Source organism: Gemmata sp. SH-PL17 (assembly GCF_001610855.1).
GTDB classification, from domain to species: Bacteria; Planctomycetota; Planctomycetia; order Gemmatales; family Gemmataceae; genus Gemmata; species Gemmata massiliana.
The window spans coordinates 7,329,946-7,349,698 of record NZ_CP011271.1 but is presented as its reverse complement, the minus strand read 5'-3'; the positions used below and the strand labels follow the sequence as shown (position 1 = coordinate 7,349,698).

The 19,753-nt window shown below is 66.8% G+C and carries 9 protein-coding genes; all 9 read left to right on the top strand.

The genetic code is table 11. From position 1 onward, the window contains the following. The first annotated feature begins 15 nt into the window (after positions 1–15). The 9 genes from VT84_RS30435 to VT84_RS30395 all read left to right on the top strand — a co-directional run bounded on the left by VT84_RS30435 (position 16) and on the right by VT84_RS30395 (position 19,615). Positions 16–1,794 (top strand): beta-ketoacyl synthase N-terminal-like domain-containing protein, encoded by a 1,779-nt coding sequence (locus VT84_RS30435; RefSeq protein WP_082842164.1) that lies wholly within the window; start codon positions 16–18, stop codon positions 1,792–1,794. A gap of 77 nt (positions 1,795–1,871) precedes the next feature. Beyond that, the gene (locus VT84_RS30430) at positions 1,872–6,902 is read left to right on the top strand and encodes an SDR family NAD(P)-dependent oxidoreductase (protein WP_082842163.1); all 5,031 of its coding nucleotides are present in this window, start codon (positions 1,872–1,874) and stop codon (positions 6,900–6,902) included. A gap of 96 nt (positions 6,903–6,998) precedes the next feature. Next, entirely contained in the window at positions 6,999–9,284 is a 2,286-nt protein-coding gene (locus VT84_RS30425) for a beta-ketoacyl synthase N-terminal-like domain-containing protein (RefSeq protein ID WP_082842162.1), read from the top strand. A 434-nt stretch (positions 9,285–9,718) separates the two neighbouring features. Next, positions 9,719–14,071, top strand: coding sequence for a hypothetical protein (locus VT84_RS30420; protein ID WP_082842161.1), 4,353 nt, complete (start codon positions 9,719–9,721; stop codon positions 14,069–14,071). Positions 14,072–14,149: 78 nt separating this feature from the next. After that, positions 14,150–15,307: a 3-oxoacyl-ACP synthase III gene (locus VT84_RS30415; protein WP_052556806.1), complete on the top strand. Its 1,158-nt coding sequence runs from the start codon at positions 14,150–14,152 to the stop codon at positions 15,305–15,307. 73 nt (positions 15,308–15,380) lie between these two features. Beyond that, positions 15,381–16,355, top strand: coding sequence for an alpha/beta fold hydrolase (locus VT84_RS30410; protein WP_082842160.1), 975 nt, complete (start codon positions 15,381–15,383; stop codon positions 16,353–16,355). 8 nt (positions 16,356–16,363) lie between these two features. Beyond that, complete coding sequence (locus tag VT84_RS30405) at positions 16,364–16,630, top strand: HU family DNA-binding protein (protein ID WP_204249667.1); 267 nt, start codon at positions 16,364–16,366, stop codon at positions 16,628–16,630. Positions 16,631–16,655: 25 nt separating this feature from the next. Next, entirely contained in the window at positions 16,656–18,629 is a 1,974-nt protein-coding gene (locus VT84_RS30400; protein WP_157470008.1) for an AMP-binding protein, read from the top strand. Beyond that, positions 18,626–19,615: an NAD-dependent epimerase/dehydratase family protein gene (locus VT84_RS30395; protein ID WP_082842158.1), complete on the top strand. Its 990-nt coding sequence runs from the start codon at positions 18,626–18,628 to the stop codon at positions 19,613–19,615. The genes VT84_RS30400 and VT84_RS30395 overlap by 4 nt, the downstream gene beginning before the upstream one ends. Positions 19,616–19,753: the final 138 nt, after the last annotated feature.

Genomic DNA, 19,753 nt, shown 5'->3' with positions numbered 1-19,753 from the left:
GAAGACAGAGACACGATGACACGAACTGCCGACGCACAACCCGAAACGTCCGGTGCGAAGCGCGAAACGCGGTTCGAGCCGCTCGCGATCGTCGGCCTCGGGTGCCTGTTCCCGAAGGCCGCCGGGCCGGGGTTCTTCTGGGCGAACGTGAAGCACGGGGTGGACGGTATCACCGAGGTGCCGGCCACGCACTGGAACCCCGACGAATATTTCGACGCGGACCCCAAAGCGCCGGACATGACCTACGCGCGCCGCGGCGGGTTCCTCAACGCGGTCGACTTCAACCCGCTCGAATTCGGCATTGCCCCGCGCGACATCGAAGCCACCGACACCACGCAACTCCTCGGACTCGTCGCGGCGAAGCAGGCGCTCGTGGACGCGGGTGTGATCCTGGCTAACCCCTCCCCAACCCCTCCCCCAAAGGGAGAGGGGCTAAAAGCCGCCAATGGTTCTGTTCCCCCTTCCTTCCTAGGGAAGGGGGTTAGGGGGTTAGGTTCTGATGGCTCTCGCTCGCCCAAGACTGTGGACCGCAACCGCGTCTCGGTCGTCCTCGGGGTGACGGGTACGCTGGAACTCGTGATCCCACTTGGTGCGCGACTCGGGCACCCGAAGTGGAAACAGGCAATGCACGACGCGGGCATCCCCGCGGACCTCGCCGCTGATGCCGCCGCTCGCATCGCCGAGAGCTACGTCCCCTGGCAAGAAAACAGCTTCCCCGGTCTGTTGGGGAACGTGGTCGCGGGGCGCATCGCGAACAAACTCGACCTCGGCGGCACGAATTGCGTCGTCGATGCCGCGTGCGCCAGTTCGCTGTCCGCGGTCCACCTCGCCGCGCTGGAGTTACAGGCCGGGCGCTGTGACGTGGCCGTCACCGGCGGGTGCGACACGTTCAACGATATCTTCATGTACATGTGCTTCAGCAAGACCCCGGCGCTGTCGCCGACGGGGGACGCGAAGCCCTTCGCCGAAGACGGTGACGGCACCATTCTCGGCGAAGGTTTGGGCATGGTCGTACTGAAGCGTCTCGCGGACGCCGAACGCGACGGCGACACGATCTACGCTGTGATGAAGAGCGTCGGGTCGTCGAGCGACGGGAAGGGCAACGCGATCTACGCCCCGAGCGCGGCCGGGCAGAAAAAGGCGCTGCTGACTGCGTACAACCTCGCGGGAGTGGCGCCGGACACCATCGAGTTAGTTGAAGCGCACGGTACAGGGACGAAGGTCGGCGACACGGTCGAGATCACCGCGCTGACGGACGTGTACACGACGAGCGCTCGCACCGTGGGGGCACCGAAGTCCCGCCCGTGGGCCGCGATCGGGTCCGTGAAGTCGCAGATCGGGCACACGAAAGCGGCAGCGGGGGCCGCGTCGCTCATCAAGGCGGCGCTGGCGGTGTACTTCAAGGTGCTGCCGCCGACGCTGAAGGTCACGCGCCCGGTCGATCCGCTGCTCGCGGCCGATACGCCGTTCTACGTCAACGCCGAGATGCGACCGTGGTTGCCGCGAGCCGAGCACCCGCGGCGCGCGGCGCTGTCCGCGTTCGGGTTCGGTGGGAGCAACTTCCACGCGGTACTCGAAGAACACCGCGCGGAGAAGTTCGAGCCGGACTGGGACGGCTCGGTCGAAATCGTGGCGCTCGGCGCGAACTCGACTCGCGTGCTGGCTGAAGAACTCGACCGGTTGTTGGGGGTGTTGAATAACCCCTCCCCAACCCCTCCCCCAAGGGGAGAGGGGCTTAAAACCACCGATAGTTCTGCTCCCCCTTCCTTCCTAGGGAAGGGGGTTGGGGGTTAGGTTATTCCGCCTGGGACGCTTTCGCGCGTGCGGCCGAAGCCTCGCGTGCGGCGTTCGACCCGGCGAGCGCGTGCCGATTGTGCTTCGCGGTCCACCGCACGCTCACCGATTTGCCGAAGTTACTCGCGGGCGCCAAGGCGCGTCTCACTGCCGAACCTGATGCTACGAGTTGGCACACTCCGGACGGTGCGCACTTCGGGCGCGGCGCGGCACCGGGTAAGCTCGCGGTGCTGTTCCCGGGGCAGGGCTCGCAGTCCGTTGGGATGCTCCGCGATCTCGTGTGTCTGCTGCCGGAAGCGCTCGATACGCTCGCGTCCGCGAACGATGTCATCACCGCGCTGTCGCACGAAGCGACCAACTCGCGCCGGTTGAGCGATTACGTCTACCCGCCGACCACCTTCAGCGCCGAGCGGAAGAAGGACAACGACCGCGACCTCCGCGACACGCGGAACGCACAGCCCGCGATCGGGGCCGTGAGCTTCGGCGCGTGGCGCGCCCTCGCGGACCGCTTCGGGGTTCGTGCCGACGCCTTCGCGGGCCACAGCTACGGCGAACTCGTGGCTCTGGCCGCGGCCGGGCGCCTCGGGGCACGCGACCTGTTCACGCTCTCCGGGCTGCGCGGGCAACTCATGGCGGGGCACCGCACGGGCGACCCCGGCTCGATGCTGGCCGTCCTCACGCCGCTCGCGGATGTCGAAGCGGTTCTCGCGCGCGAAAAGCTCGACGTGGTCGTCGCCAACCGCAACGCGCCGAAGCAGAACGTGCTTTCGGGTTCGACGGCTCACATCGAACGCGCCGCGAAACTGTTGTCCGAGGCCGGGCTGAAAGCGACTCGACTGCCGGTGGCGGCGGCGTTCCACTCGGCGCTCGTCGCGGACGCCGCGGGGCCGTTCCGTGCCGCTCTCGATAACGTTTCGCTCGCGGCCGGTGCGGTTCCGGTTTACGCGAACACCACCGCCGACGTGTACCCTGCCGACGAGCGTGCGGCGAAGGATCTGCTCGCGAACCAGCTCGCGCGCCCGGTCGCGTTCGTGGAGCAGATCCGCGCGATGACCGCGGCCGGCGTTCGGACCTTCGTCGAGATCGGCCCCGGATCGGTGCTCACGCGCTTGGTCGAAGCGATCCTGGCCGATGCGCCGGTCGCGGGGGCAACCGCCTTCGCGCTGGATGCGTCCGGCGGTAAGCGCCCGGGGGCGCTCGACCTGGGCAACGTACTGGCGCGACTCGCGGCCGGCGGGCACGCGGTCGCGCTCGCGGCGTGGGAGCGCGAGAGCCGCTGCCGGCCGCCCGCGCCGCCGACCGGGAAGCCGGGCCTCACCGTGAGCGTGTGCGGGGCGAACTCGGTGACCCCGCGCGAGAAGCGCCCGCCTCGCCCCCTCCAACATTTGTCCTCCGCGAACGGGAACGGCAAGGCGCACGCCAACGGCCCCGCACTCGCGATTCCGACACGGCCGAAGGGTTCTGTAATGTCCGACGCCGCTTCCGGCCCGACCGATCCGAACGCGCTGGCTCAAGCGCTCCTCATGACGCAGCAGAGCCTAGCCGCGCTCCAGCGCATGCAGGAGCAGACGGCCTCGCTCCACAAGCAGTTCCTGGAGTCGCAGGACACGGCCCAGCGCACGCTGCAAACGCTCGTCGATCAGCAGCAGACGCTGTTGATTGCGGGACTCGGTGTGGGAGCGCCGATCGCCCTGGCGCCGACCGCGATCCCGCTTCCGCCCGCGCCGGCTCCTGTGGTGCGGTCCGCGCCGCCCGCAACGACCATCCTTCCCGCGTCCGCGCTCCCGAAGGAAGCGTTCGCGCCGCTCCCGCCGCGTGCGTCCAAACCCGCGGCTCCGCCCCCTCCACCACCGGCCCCCGCGCCGCAACCGAAGGTCGTTGCCGCGCCGCCCGCCCGAGCTGCCAACACCCAACTCCGCGACAAGGTCGCTTCGGTGTTGTTGTCGGTAGTATCGGAGAAGACGGGTTACCCGGCGGACAGTTTGGACCTGTCGATGTCGTTGGACGCGGACCTGGGTGTGGACTCGATCAAGCGCGTGGAGATCCTGTCGGCGTTGCAGGAGCGTTTGCCCGAGGCCCCGGCGGTGAAGCCCGAGCACCTGGGGGCGCTGCACACGCTCAAGGACGTCGCCGACTTCCTCGCCGGACCGCAGACCTCCGCCCCCGCGCCTGTGACCGCGGAAACCGAAACGGACGACGATGACCTGATTCGCACTCTGCCCGTCACACGCGACCAGCTCTTGTTGCTGAACGGCAGTGCGGGGGCATCCGCGGATATTGCCTCGGTGCTGTTGTCGGTGGTATCGGAGAAGACGGGTTACCCGGCGGACAGCTTGGACCTGTCGATGTCGTTGGACGCGGACCTGGGTGTGGACTCGATCAAGCGTGTGGAGATCCTGTCGGCGTTGCAGGAGCGGTTACCCGAGGCCCCGGCGGTGAAGCCCGAGCACCTAGGGGCGCTGCACACGCTCAAGGACGTCGCCGACTTCCTCGCCGGACCGCAAGCGCCGGCCACGGCCAAGATCTCGCTCCTCGACGTGAGCAGCACTCTGACAGTGGGAAAAGCGGAAGCGGACACGGTGTCGGCACCCGTGTCCGCGCAAACTCCCGCCAAGACGCCCGAACTGACTGACACGCGGCCGAGCGGGACTTCCGGCTCCGTTCCGCGCCCGGGAACGGGGCAAGCCGCCGCCGTCAACACCGACCGCATCGAACGCAGCGTGCCGAAGGCCGTCGACCTGGACGTGAGCACCCCGCGAACGCGGCTCCCGCTCCCCGCGGGGAGCGACTTCTGGGTCGTGGGTGAGTCCGATCCGCTCACGCACTCGGTGGCTGAACACTTGCACGCGGCCGGTTTTCGCCCGCAAGTCTTCGACTGGATCGACGCGCCCGCGACGAAGATGCTGCCCAAGGGATTGGTGGGACTGGTGCTGCTCGCGCCCGTTTCGCCCGGACCGGACTCCGGCTTCAACCGCCGGGCGTTCGACTGGCTCAAAGCCGCCGCGGGCAAGTTGCGCCAGGCGGGGCGCGCGGGTGGGGCCGTGTTTGCCACCGTCGCGCGCCTGGACGGGGCATTTGGACTGACGGAGCTTCCGCCGGACGCCGATCCCACAGCCGGCGGGCTGGCCGGGATCGCTAAGACCGCGCGCCACGAGTGGCCCGAAGTGAGCTGCCGGGCACTCGACCTCGCGCCGGCCTTCACCGATGCGGTTGCCGCGGCCGCCGCGGTCGTTGACGAAGTGCTATCCGCCGGTCCGCCGGAAGTCGGTATCGCCTCCACGCACCGCTGCACGATCGAACTGGCCCGCGCTGCGCGCCGGCCGAGCAATCAGCTCATCAACATCAGCTCGCGCGACGTGATCCTGGTGACCGGGGGCGCACGCGGGGTGACCGCGGAAGTGGCTGTCGCGCTGGCCGAAACGTACTGCCCGACGCTGATTCTGACCGGTCGCACGCCGACGCCGACTCCGGAACCGGAGTACCTCGCGGGGCTGACCGCGGAACCGGAGATGAAGAAGGCGATCGCGGACGCACTGGGGACCGAGGGCACCCCGCGCACGGTCGGCGAACTGTACAAGAAGGTGATCGCCCAGCGCGAGGTGCGCAGCACGATCCAGCGCGTCCAGCAGGTCGGCGCGAAGGTCGCGTATTTCCCGGTGGACATCACGGACGGCCGCGCCGTGGCCGACATGCTGCACCAGGTGCGCGTCAAGTTCGGGCCGGTATCGGGTCTCGTTCACGGCGCCGGGGTATTGGCCGATAAGCGCATCGAAGACCTCACAGGTGAGGGGTTCGACCACGTCTACGCCACGAAGGTAGACGGGCTGCGCACACTGCTCGATCTTTTGGGGCGCGACGAACTGAAGGTACTCGTGCTGTTCAGTTCCACGACGGCCCGGCTCGGGCGCGTGGGGCAACTGGCTTACGCCTGTGCCAACGAGGTGCTGAACAAGACCGCTCAGGTGGAATCCCGCCGGCGCCCCGGAACCCGCGTGGTGGCGATCAACTGGGGACCGTGGGACGGCGGGATGGTCACGCCGGGATTGCGGAAACTGTTCGAGTCCGAGGGCGTGGGCACGATCCCGCTGCTCGAAGGCGCGACCTTCTTGATTCAGGAACTGAACGCCGCGGGACGTGCGGTAGAGGTAGTGGCGCTGGTCAAGGGCACGGGTCGCTCCACGACGCCCACCCCTCTGCCGGTTCCCCCCGCCGCGCCCGTGATGTCCCCGCCCAACCCGCTCCCGTCGGCCGACATGACGGTCGCGTTCGAGCGCGCGGTGGACGTGACGACGCACCCGATCCTCAAGTCACACGTGCTCGACGGCCTCGCAGTGTTGCCCGTTTCGCTCCACTTGGAGTGGCTCGCGCACGCCGCACTGCACGGCAACCCGGGCTTCCAGTTCCACGGGTTCAACGATTTGCGGGTGACGAGCGGGGTGAAGGTGGAAGCCGGTTCGCCGGTGCCGGTGCGCGCCCTCGCGGGCAAGGCGACGAAGCAGGACAAGCTGCTCATCGTGCCCGTAGAACTGCGCGGGAAGAAGAAGGACGGCCGCGACGTGATCTACTCGCGGGCCGAGATCGTGCTCGCGCCCGCGCTGCCCAAGCCGCCGCCCGCGGACCGGCCGCCGGCTGTTGCGCCAGTGCCCTACGACAAGGCCCGCGCGTACCGCGAGTTCCTGTTCCACGGGCAGGATCTTCAGGGGATCGCCGAGATCACAGGGCGCTCGGAGAAGGCGTTCGTGGGCACCTCGTACCCGGCTCCCGTGCCGGCCGACTGGTTCGAGTTCCCGCTCCGCTCGGGGTGGGTCGCCGACCCGCTGGTGCTCGACGTCGCGTTCCAGATGATGATCCTCTGGACCCAGGGGGCGCACGACTGCGCCTCGCTCCCGAGCTTCGTCGGGCGGTACCGGCAGTTCCGCAAGACCTACCCCGCGGACCCGGTCACGATCGTCGTTCGCGTCACGCGCGACGACGCGCGGTTCGCGCGAGCGGATATTGATTTCCTCGCTCCGGACGGCCAGGTAATTGCCCAGATGCAGGATTACGAGTGCGTCATGGAGCCGTCGCTCAACGCCTCGTTCCGCAAGAACCAACTCGCTCTGAAGTAGTCACGGGTCGTAAGGTCAAAGGTCGTAAGAGGTGCTATCGGCTCCTCGATTTTTGACCTTACGGCCTTACGACTTGATGATTTGAGACTTTCCCCGATGACCGAACGCATCGCGATTGTGTCCTTCGCCGGCCGCTTCCCCGGTGCGGGCTGCGACCTGGACCGATTCTGGGCGAACGTGTCCGCGGCCGCGGACTGCTCGCGCGAGGTACCCGCGCACCGGTGGGCGCTCCCGCCGGACCGGTGCGCGGACCCGCGTGTCGCGAACCCAGACACGGTCTACTCCACACGCGGGTACTACCTCGATCCCTTCGACCCGGACCTCACCGACCTCGATCTCGATGCGGGGCTGGTCCGCGCCCTCGACCCGCTGTTTCACCTCGTGCTCGACGCCGGTAACCGGGCGTGGCGCGGCGCGGAGACGGCGCGCGTCGATCGGTCGCGCGTCGGTGTCGTGCTGGGCAACATCTGCCTGCCCACGGACCGCGTGAACGACCTGTGTCGCGAGGTGCTCGGCGCGAAGGTGGGGCTGCCGACGGGTACCCCGACGCACCCGCTGAACCGCTTCGTTGCGGGGCTGCCGGCGGGGATGCTCGCGAAGGGCTTGCGGCTCGGTGGTGGGAGCTTCACGCTCGACGCGGCGTGCGCCTCATCGCTGTACGCGATCAAGCTCGCGGCCGACGAGCTACTCGCGGGGCGCGCGGACGCGATGCTGGCGGGCGGGTGCTCGCGCCCGGACTGCCAGTACACGCAGATGGGCTTTGCGCAGCTCCGGGCGCTCGCCGTGAGCGGGCGGTGTTCTCCCTTTGATACGCGCGCAGACGGACTCGTGGTGGGGGAGGGCGCCGGCGTTTTCGTGTTGAAACGCCTCTCGGACGCGCTCACCCACGGCGACACGATTCACGGCGTGATCGCGGGCGTCGGGTTGTCGAACGACATGCACGGGAACCTGCTCGCGCCCGCGAAGGAGGGGCAACTCCGCGCGATGCGTGCGGCTTACGCGCGGGCCGGTTGGCACCCACAGGACGTGCAGTTGATCGAGTGCCACGCGACCGGTACGCCGGTCGGCGACGCGATCGAGTTCGACAGCTTGCGCGAGTTGTGGGGCGAGAGCGGGTGGGCGCCCGGGCAAACCGTGATCGGCTCGGTGAAGTCCACGGTGGGGCACCTGCTCACCGGCGCAGGCGCTGCGGCGCTCACGAAGGTGCTGCTCGCAATGCGGGCCGAACAGCTCCCGCCGCAAGCGAACTTCGCGGAGCCGGCTGCGGGCCTGCGCTACGCGAACGGTCCGTTCAAGGTGCTGAGCAAGTCGGAGCAGTGGGGCCAGAAGTCGGGACTTCCGCGGCGCGCTGCAGTGAGCGGGTTCGGTTTCGGCGGGGTCAACGCGCACCTGCTCGTCGAAGAGTGGACCGGGAGCGAGTCCGCGAATTCCGGGCGCACGTCTCCGCCAAAATTCGTCGCCGTCGACGGGCGGAATGGGAGCGTACCGTCAGAGAACGCGCAGGCAGAAGCGATCGCCGTGGTGGGGATGGGAGCACACGTCGGTTCGTGGGGCGACGCGCGCGCGCTCCAAGAATACCTGCTCAACGGCGAACCGGGCGAGGCGCATGCGAAAACGAACGGCTGGGCGCTGGCGTCCGAACCGTGCCCGCCGGGGTTCTACATCGACGAACTGAAACTGCCGATCGACAAGTTCCGCATCCCGCCGAAGGAACTCGAAGAAACGCTCCCGCAGCAATTGCTGGCACTGCAAGTGGCCGCCGCGGCGCTCGACGATCAGGCGAACGGGCGCCCCAAACCACGCGGAGATGGCGATCCCACGACCGGTGTGTTCATCGGGCTCGGGCTTGATCCGAACACGACGAATTTCCACCTCCGGTGGAGCGCGATTGCAACCGGCGCGAACCCCGACGACGCCTCTCCGCCTCTCACCGCGAACCGCACGATGGGCGCGCTGGGCAGCATCGCGGCGAGCCGGATTGCGCGGGCATTTCACTTCGGTGGACCGAGCCACACTGTCTGTAGCGAAGAAGGCTCCGCGGCGCGGGCGATCGAACTCGGTGTGCGCGCGTTGCAGGCGCGCGAACTCGGTCGCGCGCTGGTGGGCGGAGTTGATCTCGCGGGCGATCCGCGCTTGGTGCTCCCGGGTGAAACCCGCGTGCCCGGTGAGGGTGCGGTGGCACTCGTTTTGAAGCGCCTGGCCGATGCTGAACGCGACGGCGATCGTGTTTACGCGGTGATTCGAGGAACAGGCGTCGCGGCCGACGCGGACACCGCGCTGGCTCGCGCCGCAGCCGATGCCGGAGTCCCGCGCGACTCGGCGCTCGCGCTCGATGACGCGCCTACGCTGGTGGGGGATACCGGGCCACGTCCGGTGCGGTAAACGTGCTGAGCGCGTGCCTCGCGCTGTACCAGGAAGTGCTGCCCAACCCCTCCCCAACCCTGCCTCTATCTGTTCCCCCTTCCTTTTTAGGGAAGGGGGTTAGGGGGTTAGGTTCTGGAAGCAACCCCTCCCCAACCCCTCCCCTAAGCGGAGAGGGGCTTAAAACCGCCGAGGGCTCTGTTCCCCCTTCCTTCGTTGCCGGTCCGCGAGAAGCTCTGCTGACAGGACCGGCGCGAACGGAAGCGAAGGGGGGTAGGGGGTTAGGTTCTCCCTGTTACTGGCTCCACAACCGGATCGCCGGTCCGCGTCGCGCGCAAGTTCGAGCCAGTGGCGCGGACGGCTCGCACTTCGCGTTCATTCTCGAAGAACACGCGGCGAAACTGCAGCCTCCCGCGCCGGATCGTGCCCAGCCTCTTGGTGCGCGAGGCGAGGCCGTGTTCGTGGTAGACGGTAGCACGCCGGCCGATTTGCTCGCGGGGATCGAGACGTGCGCTGCGTTCGTGGGCGCGCGGCGCGAGCAGAACATCGAAGCCGTCGCACGCGAATGGTTCCGCACTTCGGCGCCAGACGGTGCTCGTACCCGGGCGGTCACATTTGTTTCGCGCTCGGTTGAAGAATTAGAGGAGCAACTGGGATTTGCCGCAGGTTCACTCCATGCGGACCCGAACGCCCCTCTACCCGTGACCGCGCGGGCCGCGCTCCGGGACCGCGTGTTCTACAGCCCGACCCCGCTCGGTTCGGGGGCGAAGGTCGCGTTCGTGTTCCCCGGGTCGGGCAACCAGTTCGACGGCATGGGCCGCGCGCTCGGGGCGCACTGGCCCGAAGTGCTGCGCCGGCAGCACGCCGAGAGCGAACAGCTCCGCGACCAGTACGCGCCGCACCTCTTCTGGGCGGACCGCATTGCGGACGCGCTCCCGCGCGACCTCATGTTCGGACAGGTGACGGTCGGTACGCTGGTCAGTGACATCGCGGTGTCGCTGGGAATCCGGCCCGATGCGATGATCGGGTTGAGCCTGGGCGAGTCGGCCGGGCTGTTCGGCGTTCGCGTGTGGCTCGAACGTGACGAGATGTATCGTCGGATGCAGCGTTCGACGCTGTTCGCCTCCGACCTCGCGCCACCTTACGCTTCGGCTCAACGGTACTTGAACGCGCCCGCGAATGAACCGGTGGACTGGGTGAGCGGGGTGATCGCTGCCAGCGCTGCCGACGTCAATGCGGCGCTACGGCCCGAGTCGCGTGCGTACCTGCTGATCGTGAATACGCCGAACGAGTGTGTAATCGGGGGGCTGCGCCCCGACGTGGAACGACTCGCCGCGAACCTCGGCAAATCGGTGCTGCTGCTCGAAGGGGTGACGCTCGCTCACTGCGAAGCCGGCCGACCGGTCGAGGGGCCGTACCACGAGCTGCACGTGCTACCCGTCACGCCGCAGGATGTAACGATCTACAGCGGCGCGCGCGGGAGCAGCTACAAGCCAAGCGAACGGGCGTGTGCTGATTCGATCACGGCCGGGCTGGTCGGTGTGATTGATGTGCCGCGTGTGATCGAGGCCGCGTACAGTGACGGCGCCCGGGCGTTCATCGAAATCGGTCCCGGAAACTCGTGTACGCGCATGATCGGCGCGATTCTCGGCGATCGACCGCACTTCGCGCGCGCTGCGCACGCTGCGAAGCAGGACGCCGTTTCGCAAGTGCTGCGTCTGGTCGCGCACCTCGTGGCCGAACGGCTGCCGGTCGACCTCGCAGCGCTCTACGGCACGGAAACGCGGTGCGTCGGGCACCGCACACCAAAACCGGGCCGGCGAAACGAAGTGGTGATCCCGGTCGGGATGCGCCCGGTCGTGCGGACGCCGGTCGTACCCGAACCGGTTGCTCATCCCGCTACCCCCAAGTCAGACGCCCCGCGCCCGCCCGCCATCGTTGCAGAACCCGCGAAACCGAAACCCACATTCGTTGAGGCTCCTCAACTGAATCCTCACGCCACAGCCCATCGCGCCCCCGTGCCTCACGCGACCTCGTTTGCAACGGCGATCGGCCCGGTCATCGAATCGGCTGCGAACGTACAAGTGCTGAACATGCAGGCCCAGGAAGCGTTCCTGCGGGTCAACGGGAGATTGATGGAGTCCGCCGCGAACGTGGTGCGGTTCCAGACCGCGCTCCTCGAAACGTGGATGCGCGGCGGCCAGTCGGTATTAAGCTCCTCTTCTCTTGGGGAGGGGGTGCAGTCACGACCTACCCCCCCGTCCCCCCTCCCTGAAGGGAAGGGGGAGGAAGAGTCATCGGTGGTTTTAAGCCCCTCTCCGTTTAGGGGAGGGGTTGGGGAGGGGTTGTTTGCAGAACCTAACCCCCCGGCCCCCTTCCCTAAGAAGGAAGGGGGAGAAGAGATTGGTGAGGGCGTGGATTCCGTCCCGCGCGCGCTCACTTACGAGCAGTGCTGTGCGTTCGCCGCGGGGCGCGTGGCGGATGCGCTCGGGCCGGTGTTCGCGGAGGTCGATTCGTTCCCGACGCGCGTGCGGTTGCCGGACGGCCCGCTCCAACTCGTGGACCGCATTACGCTTATTGAGGGTAAGCCGAAGTCGATGACGACCGGGCGCGTCGTCACAGAGCACACCGTTCATCCCGATCGCTGGTACTTGCAAACGGATCGCATTCCGACCGCGATCTGCGTCGAATCGGGTCAGGCCGACCTGTTCCTCTCGGGGTACCTCGGCATCGACTTCGAGACGCGCGGGCTCGCGGTGTACCGCCTGCTCGACGCGGTCGTGTCGTTCCACCGCGGGCTGCCGAAGGTCGGCGAAACGATCGTGTACGACATCCACATCGACAAGTTCGTGCAGCAAGCGGGCGCGTGGCTGTTCCACTTCTGGTTCGACGGCACCGTGAACGGCGAACCGCTCATCACGATGCGGAACGGTGTCGCTGGCTTCTTCACCGCGGAGGCACTGGCCGCGGGGAAGGGGATCGTTCAGACGACGCTCGACAAACAGCGACTTCCGGGCAAGAAGCCGAGCGACTGGACCGACCTCGTACCGCAAGCTTCGTGCTCGCTCAATGCGGCGCAGGTCGAAGCGCTTCGTGCGGGTGACCTCGTGACAGCGTTCGGGGCGGACTTTTCGCGGGCACACTTGCGCCGGTCCGCAACGATCCCCGGCGGAATGCTCCGGCTCGTGGACCGCGTGCCGCTCATCGACCCGGTCGGAGGGCGCTTCGGGATCGGGTTCGTGCGAGCCGAGTTCGACATTCACCCGGACGACTGGTTCCTGACATGCCACTTCGTGGACGACCAGGTGATGCCGGGCACGCTCATGTACGAGTGCTGCCTGCACACGCTCCGCGTGCTGCTGATGCGCATGGGGTGGGTCGGCGAAGCGGACGAAGTCGTTTACGAACCGGTGCCGGGCGTGAACAGTCGGCTGAAGTGCCGCGGGCAGGTCATCGCGTCCACGAAGACGGTGACTTACGAAGTGACGGTGAAGGAACTCGGGTGCCGGCCCGAACCGTTCTGCATCGCCGACTCGCTGATGTACGCCGACGGCAAGCCCATCGTCGAAATCACCAACATGACGCTGCGGATGACCGGGCTGACGCGCGAGCGGTTGGGCGCGATCTGGGCGGGGGAACCTAACCCCCCGACCCCCTTCCCTAGGAAGGAAGGGGGAGCAGAACCGAAGGCGGTATTAAGCCCCTCTCCGCTTAGGGGAGGGGTTGGGGAGGGGTCGTCTTTCCCTCTGTACGATTCCGCCTCCATCACGGCGTACTCCAACGGCAAGCCGTCGGAGGCGTTCGGCGCGCCGTACAAGGTGTTCGATTCCGAGCGCATCATCGCCCGGCTCCCGGGGCCGCCGTACCAGTTCCTGGACTGCATCACGGCCGTGACCGGCGAGCCATTCGTACTCAAGGCCGGGGCGAGCTGCGAGGCGAAGTACGCGGTCCCGCCTTACGAGTGGTACTTCGACGCGAATCGTTGCGAGAACATGCCGTTCAGCGTCCTGTTGGAGATAGCCCTTCAGCCGTGCGGGTGGCTCGCGGCGTACTGTGGGTCGGCGCTCACGAGTAAGGACGACCTGAGCTTCCGCAATCTGGGCGGGAAGGGGACGCAGTTCCGGGCGGTTACGCCGATTACCGGGACGCTGACGACGACCGTCAAGATGACGAACGTCTCGAACTCCGCGGGCATGATTATCCAGCACTACGACATGCTCGTGCGGGACGATCAGGGGGACGTTTACAAGGGCACGACGTACTTCGGGTTCTTCTCGAAGCCGGCGCTCGCGAACCAGGTCGGCATCCGCGACGCGAAGGTGCCGTGGCCCAGCGAACGAGAACTGATGCGAGCACAGAGCGAGGTGTTGCCGCACAGTTCGCCGTTTCCCGGGCCGATGCTCCGCATGGTGGACCGCGTCACCGCGTACATCCCGGACGGCGGGGCCAAGAGACTGGGGCTCGTGGTCGGCGCGATCAAGGTGGACCCGGAGTTCTGGTTCTTTAAGGCGCACTTCTACCAAGACCCGGTGTGGCCTGGGTCGCTGGGGGTGGAATCGTTCCTCCAGTTGCTGAAGTTCGCGGCTTGGAAGCGCTGGGGGAACCCCGAAAAGGCGTGGCACACGGTGGCGCGGAACGCGCCGCACACCTGGGTGTACCGCGGGCAGGTGCTACCGACCGACGGCGAGGTGACAGTTGTGCTTGAAATCGTCGCGGCGGACGACGATCATCGGCGCCTGACCGCGAACGGATTTCTCACCGTGGACGGGCGCGTCATCTACCAGATGACCGACTTTACTCTAGAGTAGCAGTCGGTACTCGCATGCGTCGCGGAGCACGGGCAGGACCGCCCGTGCCACCAGAAAACACCCGGTGCCGACCCTCGCATGAAATACAACCGCGTTCACCTCGAAGCGATCGGGTACGAGCTCCCTCCGGTGGTAGTTTCCACCGCGGAGCTGGAGTCGCGACTCGCGCCGGTGTACCAAGCACTCAAAATGTCGCCCGGGCAGTTGGAACTGCTCACCGGCATCAACGAGCGCCGGTGGTGGGAACCGGGCTACCCGCTCTCGCGCGGGGCCGCCGCCGCCGCGAAGAAGGCGCTCGCCGCGGCCGATATGTCGGCCTCCGAGATCGACGTGCTGATCTACGCGGGTGTGTGCCGCGAGAACTTCGAGCCGGCCACTGCGTGCGCCGTAGCTCACGAACTGAAGATCAACCCGAACGCGGCTATTTTTGACCTGAGCAACGCCTGCCTCGGGGTGCTCAACGGTATCGTCGAGATCGCGAACAAGATCGAACTCGGACAGGCGGAAGCGGGGCTGGTGGTTTCGGCCGAGACCGCGCGCGAGATCAACGAAAACGTGATCGACCGGATGGTGCGCACGAAATCGGTCGAACTGTTCCGCGAGAGCATCGCCACGCTCACCGGCGGGTCGGGCGCGGTCGCGGTGCTCGTCGTGAGCGCGGAAATGTCGCGCGAGAAGCGGCGAAAATTGCTCGGCGGCGTGACGCAGAACGCTCCACAGCACCACTCGCTCTGCCGGTGGGGGTTGCAATCGGTCCTGCCGGCCGCGGTCGGCACCGTGGAGCGCGTGCTCGGTCACAACGCGGCGGGACTGGTGCAGAAGGGCGTCGACAACGCCAACGCGATAATGCAGCGAGGACTCGACCTTGGTCTGCGGCACGTCATGATCCCGTTCATGGAAACGCACGCGGGCGAGGTACTGAAGTACGGCGTCGAACTCGGCAACCGCACGTGGCAGAAGTTCCTCGCCAAGTTCGGCTGGCGCTCGGACTACCTCGATAAGGTGATCTGCCACCAGGTGGGCGCCGGGCACCGCGAAGCGGTTCTGAAGGGGATCGGCATCCCGCCGGAAAAGGACTTCAGCACGTTTGAGTACCTCGGCAACATCGGCACGGTATCGCTGCCCATCACCGCGGCAATCGCGGAGGAGCGCGAGTTCCTCCGCCCCGGGGACCGGGTGGGCTTCCTCGGCATCGGCAGCGGACTGAACTGTCTGATGCTCGGCTTGGAATGGTGACCCGTATTTCATGTGAGCCGCGCCGGTCCCCGCGCGGTTCGTCAACGGACGCGAGCGGACGACCCCGATCTCTATGAGTAACACCGCGGCTCCCGGTTCCGACGCCCCCCCGCCACTTCGTACCACGCACCCGTCGGCCGATGAAGACGCGCCGCCGTTCCCGAACCCGGCGATGCCGCTGTACCCGTTCCTCCCGCGCGTCGCGACGCGCCACGGGCTGCGGATGAGCTATTTGGACGAGGGCGCCGGCGACACGGTGGTGATGCTGCACGGCAACCCGACGTGGAGCTTCTATTACCGCAACCTCGTGCTGTCGCTCCGAGAATCGTACCGCTGCATCGTGCCCGATCACATCGGCTGCGGGCTCTCCGATAAGCCGCCTCTCAGTCGGTACGACTACTCGCTGAAGAGCCGCATCGACGACCTCGAATGGCTCCTCGAAGAGCGCGGGCTGACCAAGAACCTGACGCTGGTGCTACACGATTGGGGCGGGATGATCGGGATGGGGTTCGCCGCCCGGCACCCGGACCGCATCAAGCGGATCGTGGCATCGAACACGGGTGCGTTCCCGCTCCCGCCGGGCAAGAAGCTCCCGCGGTCACTCTGGTGGGGCCGCAACACCAAGTTGGGTGCGTGGCTCATCACCCGGCGTAATGCGTTCTGCAAATACGCTGCGAAGTGGTGCGCGACCCGGCGCCCGCTTCCGGCCGACGTGCGAGCGGGCTACCTCGCGCCCTACGACACTGCGGCACATCGCGTCGCGGTCCTGAAGTTCGTGCAGACGATCCCGCTGGCGCCGGGCGACGAAGGGTACGACATCGTTGCGGGGACCGCGGCCGCGCTCGACAAGTTCCGCGACACCCCGACACTGCTGCTGTGGGGGATGAAGGACTTCGTGTTCGACCACCATTTCCTCGAAGAGTGGAAGCGGCACTTCCCGCACGCAGAGGTCCACACGTGGCCCGACTGCGGGCACTACCTCCTGGACGACGCGGGCGAACTCGCCATCATGCGCGTGTGGGAGTTCCTGCAACGGTACCCGATTTAGGAAGCACCGTGACTACACCTCAACTGACCGGGACTGTTGATCCCGAAAATGTCGCGCGCGTCTTCGATGCAGTTGCCGAGGTGTTGTTCAAACACGGGCGCGTGGAAATTGATGGTTTCGGCACGTTCGAGTTACAAATGCGCAAGGCACGCAGAGGGCGGAACCCGCGAACGGGGGACTGGATCGACGTTCCCGCTAAGGTGACCGTGAAGTTCAAGCCGGCTGGTTCGCTGAAGCGCCGAGCAGAGCAACTTCCCGACGTGCCGGGGGCGTGACGCCGTCATCAGCAAAATCGAAGATATGCTTTCACCTCTCAACGTCGCGTCGCACCTCGAACGCATGGCCGCGCAGCACCCGACACAGGTGGCGATTCACGCGCCGCTCGGTCGAGTGAACGCGGACGGCCCGACCGAGCACCGCGCGATCACGTTCCTCGAACTCAACGCCAATTCCGATGCGATCGCGCACGGGCTGGCTTCCATTGGTATCGCACGCGGCACGCGCACGGCCCTCATGGTTCCACCCACACCGGACTTCTTCGCGCTCACGTTCGCGCTGTTCAAGGTCGGCGCGGTGCCGATACTAATCGACCCCGGCATGGGCGTGAAGAACCTAGGCAAGTGCCTCGCGGAAGCGGAACCCGAAGCGTTCATCGGGATCGCGAAGGCCCACGTCGCGCGGCGCGTGCTGGGGTGGGCGAGAAAGACTCTCCGCACGACCGTGAACGTCGGCCAGTGGCGGTTCTACTGCCACACGTCACTCGAGCGCTTGCGCACGTTGGGCCACGCACGCGGCGCGCACAGCATCCCCGAATCGGAAGCGACCGAACCGGCCGCGATCCTCTTCACGAGCGGGAGCACGGGCGTCGCGAAGGGCGTGGTGTACACACACGGGATCTTCGCGGCGCAAGTGGAGTTGCTGAAGGCGACCTACGGCATCGAACCGGGCGAAATCGATCTCTGCACGTTCCCGTTGTTCGCGCTGTTCGGCCCCGCGCTCGGGATGACGTGCGTGATCCCCGACATGAATGCGAGCCGGCCCGCACAGATCAACCCGCACAAGGCCGCGGCGCAAATCAAGCAATTCGGCGTGACGAACCTGTTCGGCTCCCCCGCGGTGATCCGGCGGTTGGGGGAGATGGCAGAACCTAACCCCCCAACCCCCTTCCCTAGGAAGGAAGGGGGAACAGAACCGAAGACGACAGACGCTCCACTGCAAGCGCCGGTTTTAAGCCCCTCTCCGTTTAGGGGAGGGGTTGGGGAGGGGTTGGAGACACAACCTACCCCCCCATCCCCCCTCCCTGAAGGGAAGGGGGAGCAGGTGTTGGGTGCCTCTGGGCGAACCGCGAGTGTGAACGAGCGGGTGGTTCCCGCCCCCTTCCCTTCAGGGGGGGGAGGTTCTGCCCGCCTCTCTTCGCTCCGCCGCGTCATCTCCGCTGGTGCTCCGGCTTCGGCGACCTCCCTTGAGCGATTCGTCCGACTCCTCGGCAGCGGCGTGGAAGTGTTCACGCCGTATGGCGCGACCGAAGCGCTTCCCGTTGCGAACATCGGCAGCCGTGAGATCCTCGGCGAGACGCGGTCCCTCACCGAGCAGGGCAGGGGAGTGTGCGTCGGGCGCCCGGTCGTTGGTGTCGATGTGTATGTCATCCGTATTTCCGACGAGCCGATTGCGGAATGGAGCGATTCGCTACTCGCGGCGCCGGGCGAGGTCGGCGAGTTCGTGGTCCGCGGGCCGATTGTAACGCGGCAATACTACAACCGGCCCGACGCGACCAAACTCGCGAAGATTCGCGACCCAAAGACCGGGGACGTACTGCACCGCATGGGCGACGTCGGGTATCTTGACGCGCACGGGCGCCTCTGGTTCTGCGGCCGGAAGTCGCACCGCGTCGTAACGCCTCACGGCACGCTGTTCACAGATATGGTGGAACCCGTGTTCAACCGCTGCAATCTGGTGGCACGTACCGCACTGGTGGGGGTTACGCGGAGTGGGGTGACGTATCCGGTATTGTGCGTCGAGCTACCAAACTATCGGGCGCTCACAGATCACTATCCGGCGCTCAGAGAACAATTGCCCACTCCGGAAGCGATCAAGACCAAGTTGCGTCAGCGCGCCGGGGCGACGGTTCATACCGAACGAGTCACCACCTATTTACTGCACCCTGGTACGTTTCCGGTAGACGTGCGGCACAACTCGAAGATCTTTCGCGAGAAGTTAGCGGTGTGGGCCGATAAGCAACTCGGCCCGAAGTGGACCCCGGAGGCGCAAGCGTGAAAGCAGTGGTGACCGGCGGCGGCGGCTTTCTCGGCGGGGCGGTCGTGCGCCTGCTCCGTCAGCGGGGAGACTCCGTTCGTTCGTTCACCCGCTCCGCGTACCCGTGGCTCGATGAACTCGGCGTCGAACAGTCGCTCGGCGATCTGTCGAACCCGGAAGCCGTCGAGCGCGCGGTGGAAGGCTGCGATGTGGTGTTTCACGTCGCGGCGAAGGCCGGGGTGTGGGGGCGCTACTCCGATTACTTCGACACGAACGTGACCGGCACGCTGAACGTGATCGCCGCGTGCAAGAAGCTCGGCGTCCGCCGGCTGGTGTACACGTCCACGCCGAGCGTCGTTCACGAGGGAAAAGACAACGAGGGCGCGAACGAGGCGCTACCGTACTCCAAGCACTTCTACACGTACTATTCCGAGACGAAAGCGAAGGCGGAGAAGGCGGTTCTCGCCGCGAACGGCCCCGACCTGGCGACCGTGTCGCTTCGGCCGCACCTGATCTTCGGCCCCGGCGACCCGCACCTGATCCCGCGAATCATCGCGTCGGCACGCGCCGGCAAGCTCAAGCGGATCGGCGCACGCCCGGTCAAGGTGGACGTCACGTACATCGACAACGCGGCGCAGTCGCAACTCGACGCGGCCGACCGGCTCGACATCGGTTCGCCGCTCGCGGGCAATGCGTACTTCATCTCGAACAACGAGCCGGTGGAACTGTGGCCGTTCATTGACCGCGTGCTGACCGAGGCCGGGGCGCCGCCCGTCACGAAGCGCATCTCCGCTTGGAAGGCCAAACTCGCGGGCCGCGTATTGGAATGGCTGTATTGGGGCCTCCGCTTGCCCGGTGAACCGCCGATGACGCGGTTCATTGCGAGCCAGATGTCCACGTCCCACTGGTACGACATCTCCGCCGCGCGCCGCGATTTGGGGTACGAACCGCGGGTGTCGGTTGAGGAAGGTTTGAAGCGACTGGGCGAGCGGTTACGCGCCGGGTGATTCGTTCGATCTGGTTTGACTCATTTCGGTGGCTTTCTGTAGCCGGCCCCTGCGTTATCCGCGATTCGAGCTGCGGACAGCGCTCGTTCCACCCCATCTGTTTCGACCAAGTGGTTAGCACTACAGCGCGGGTTTAGA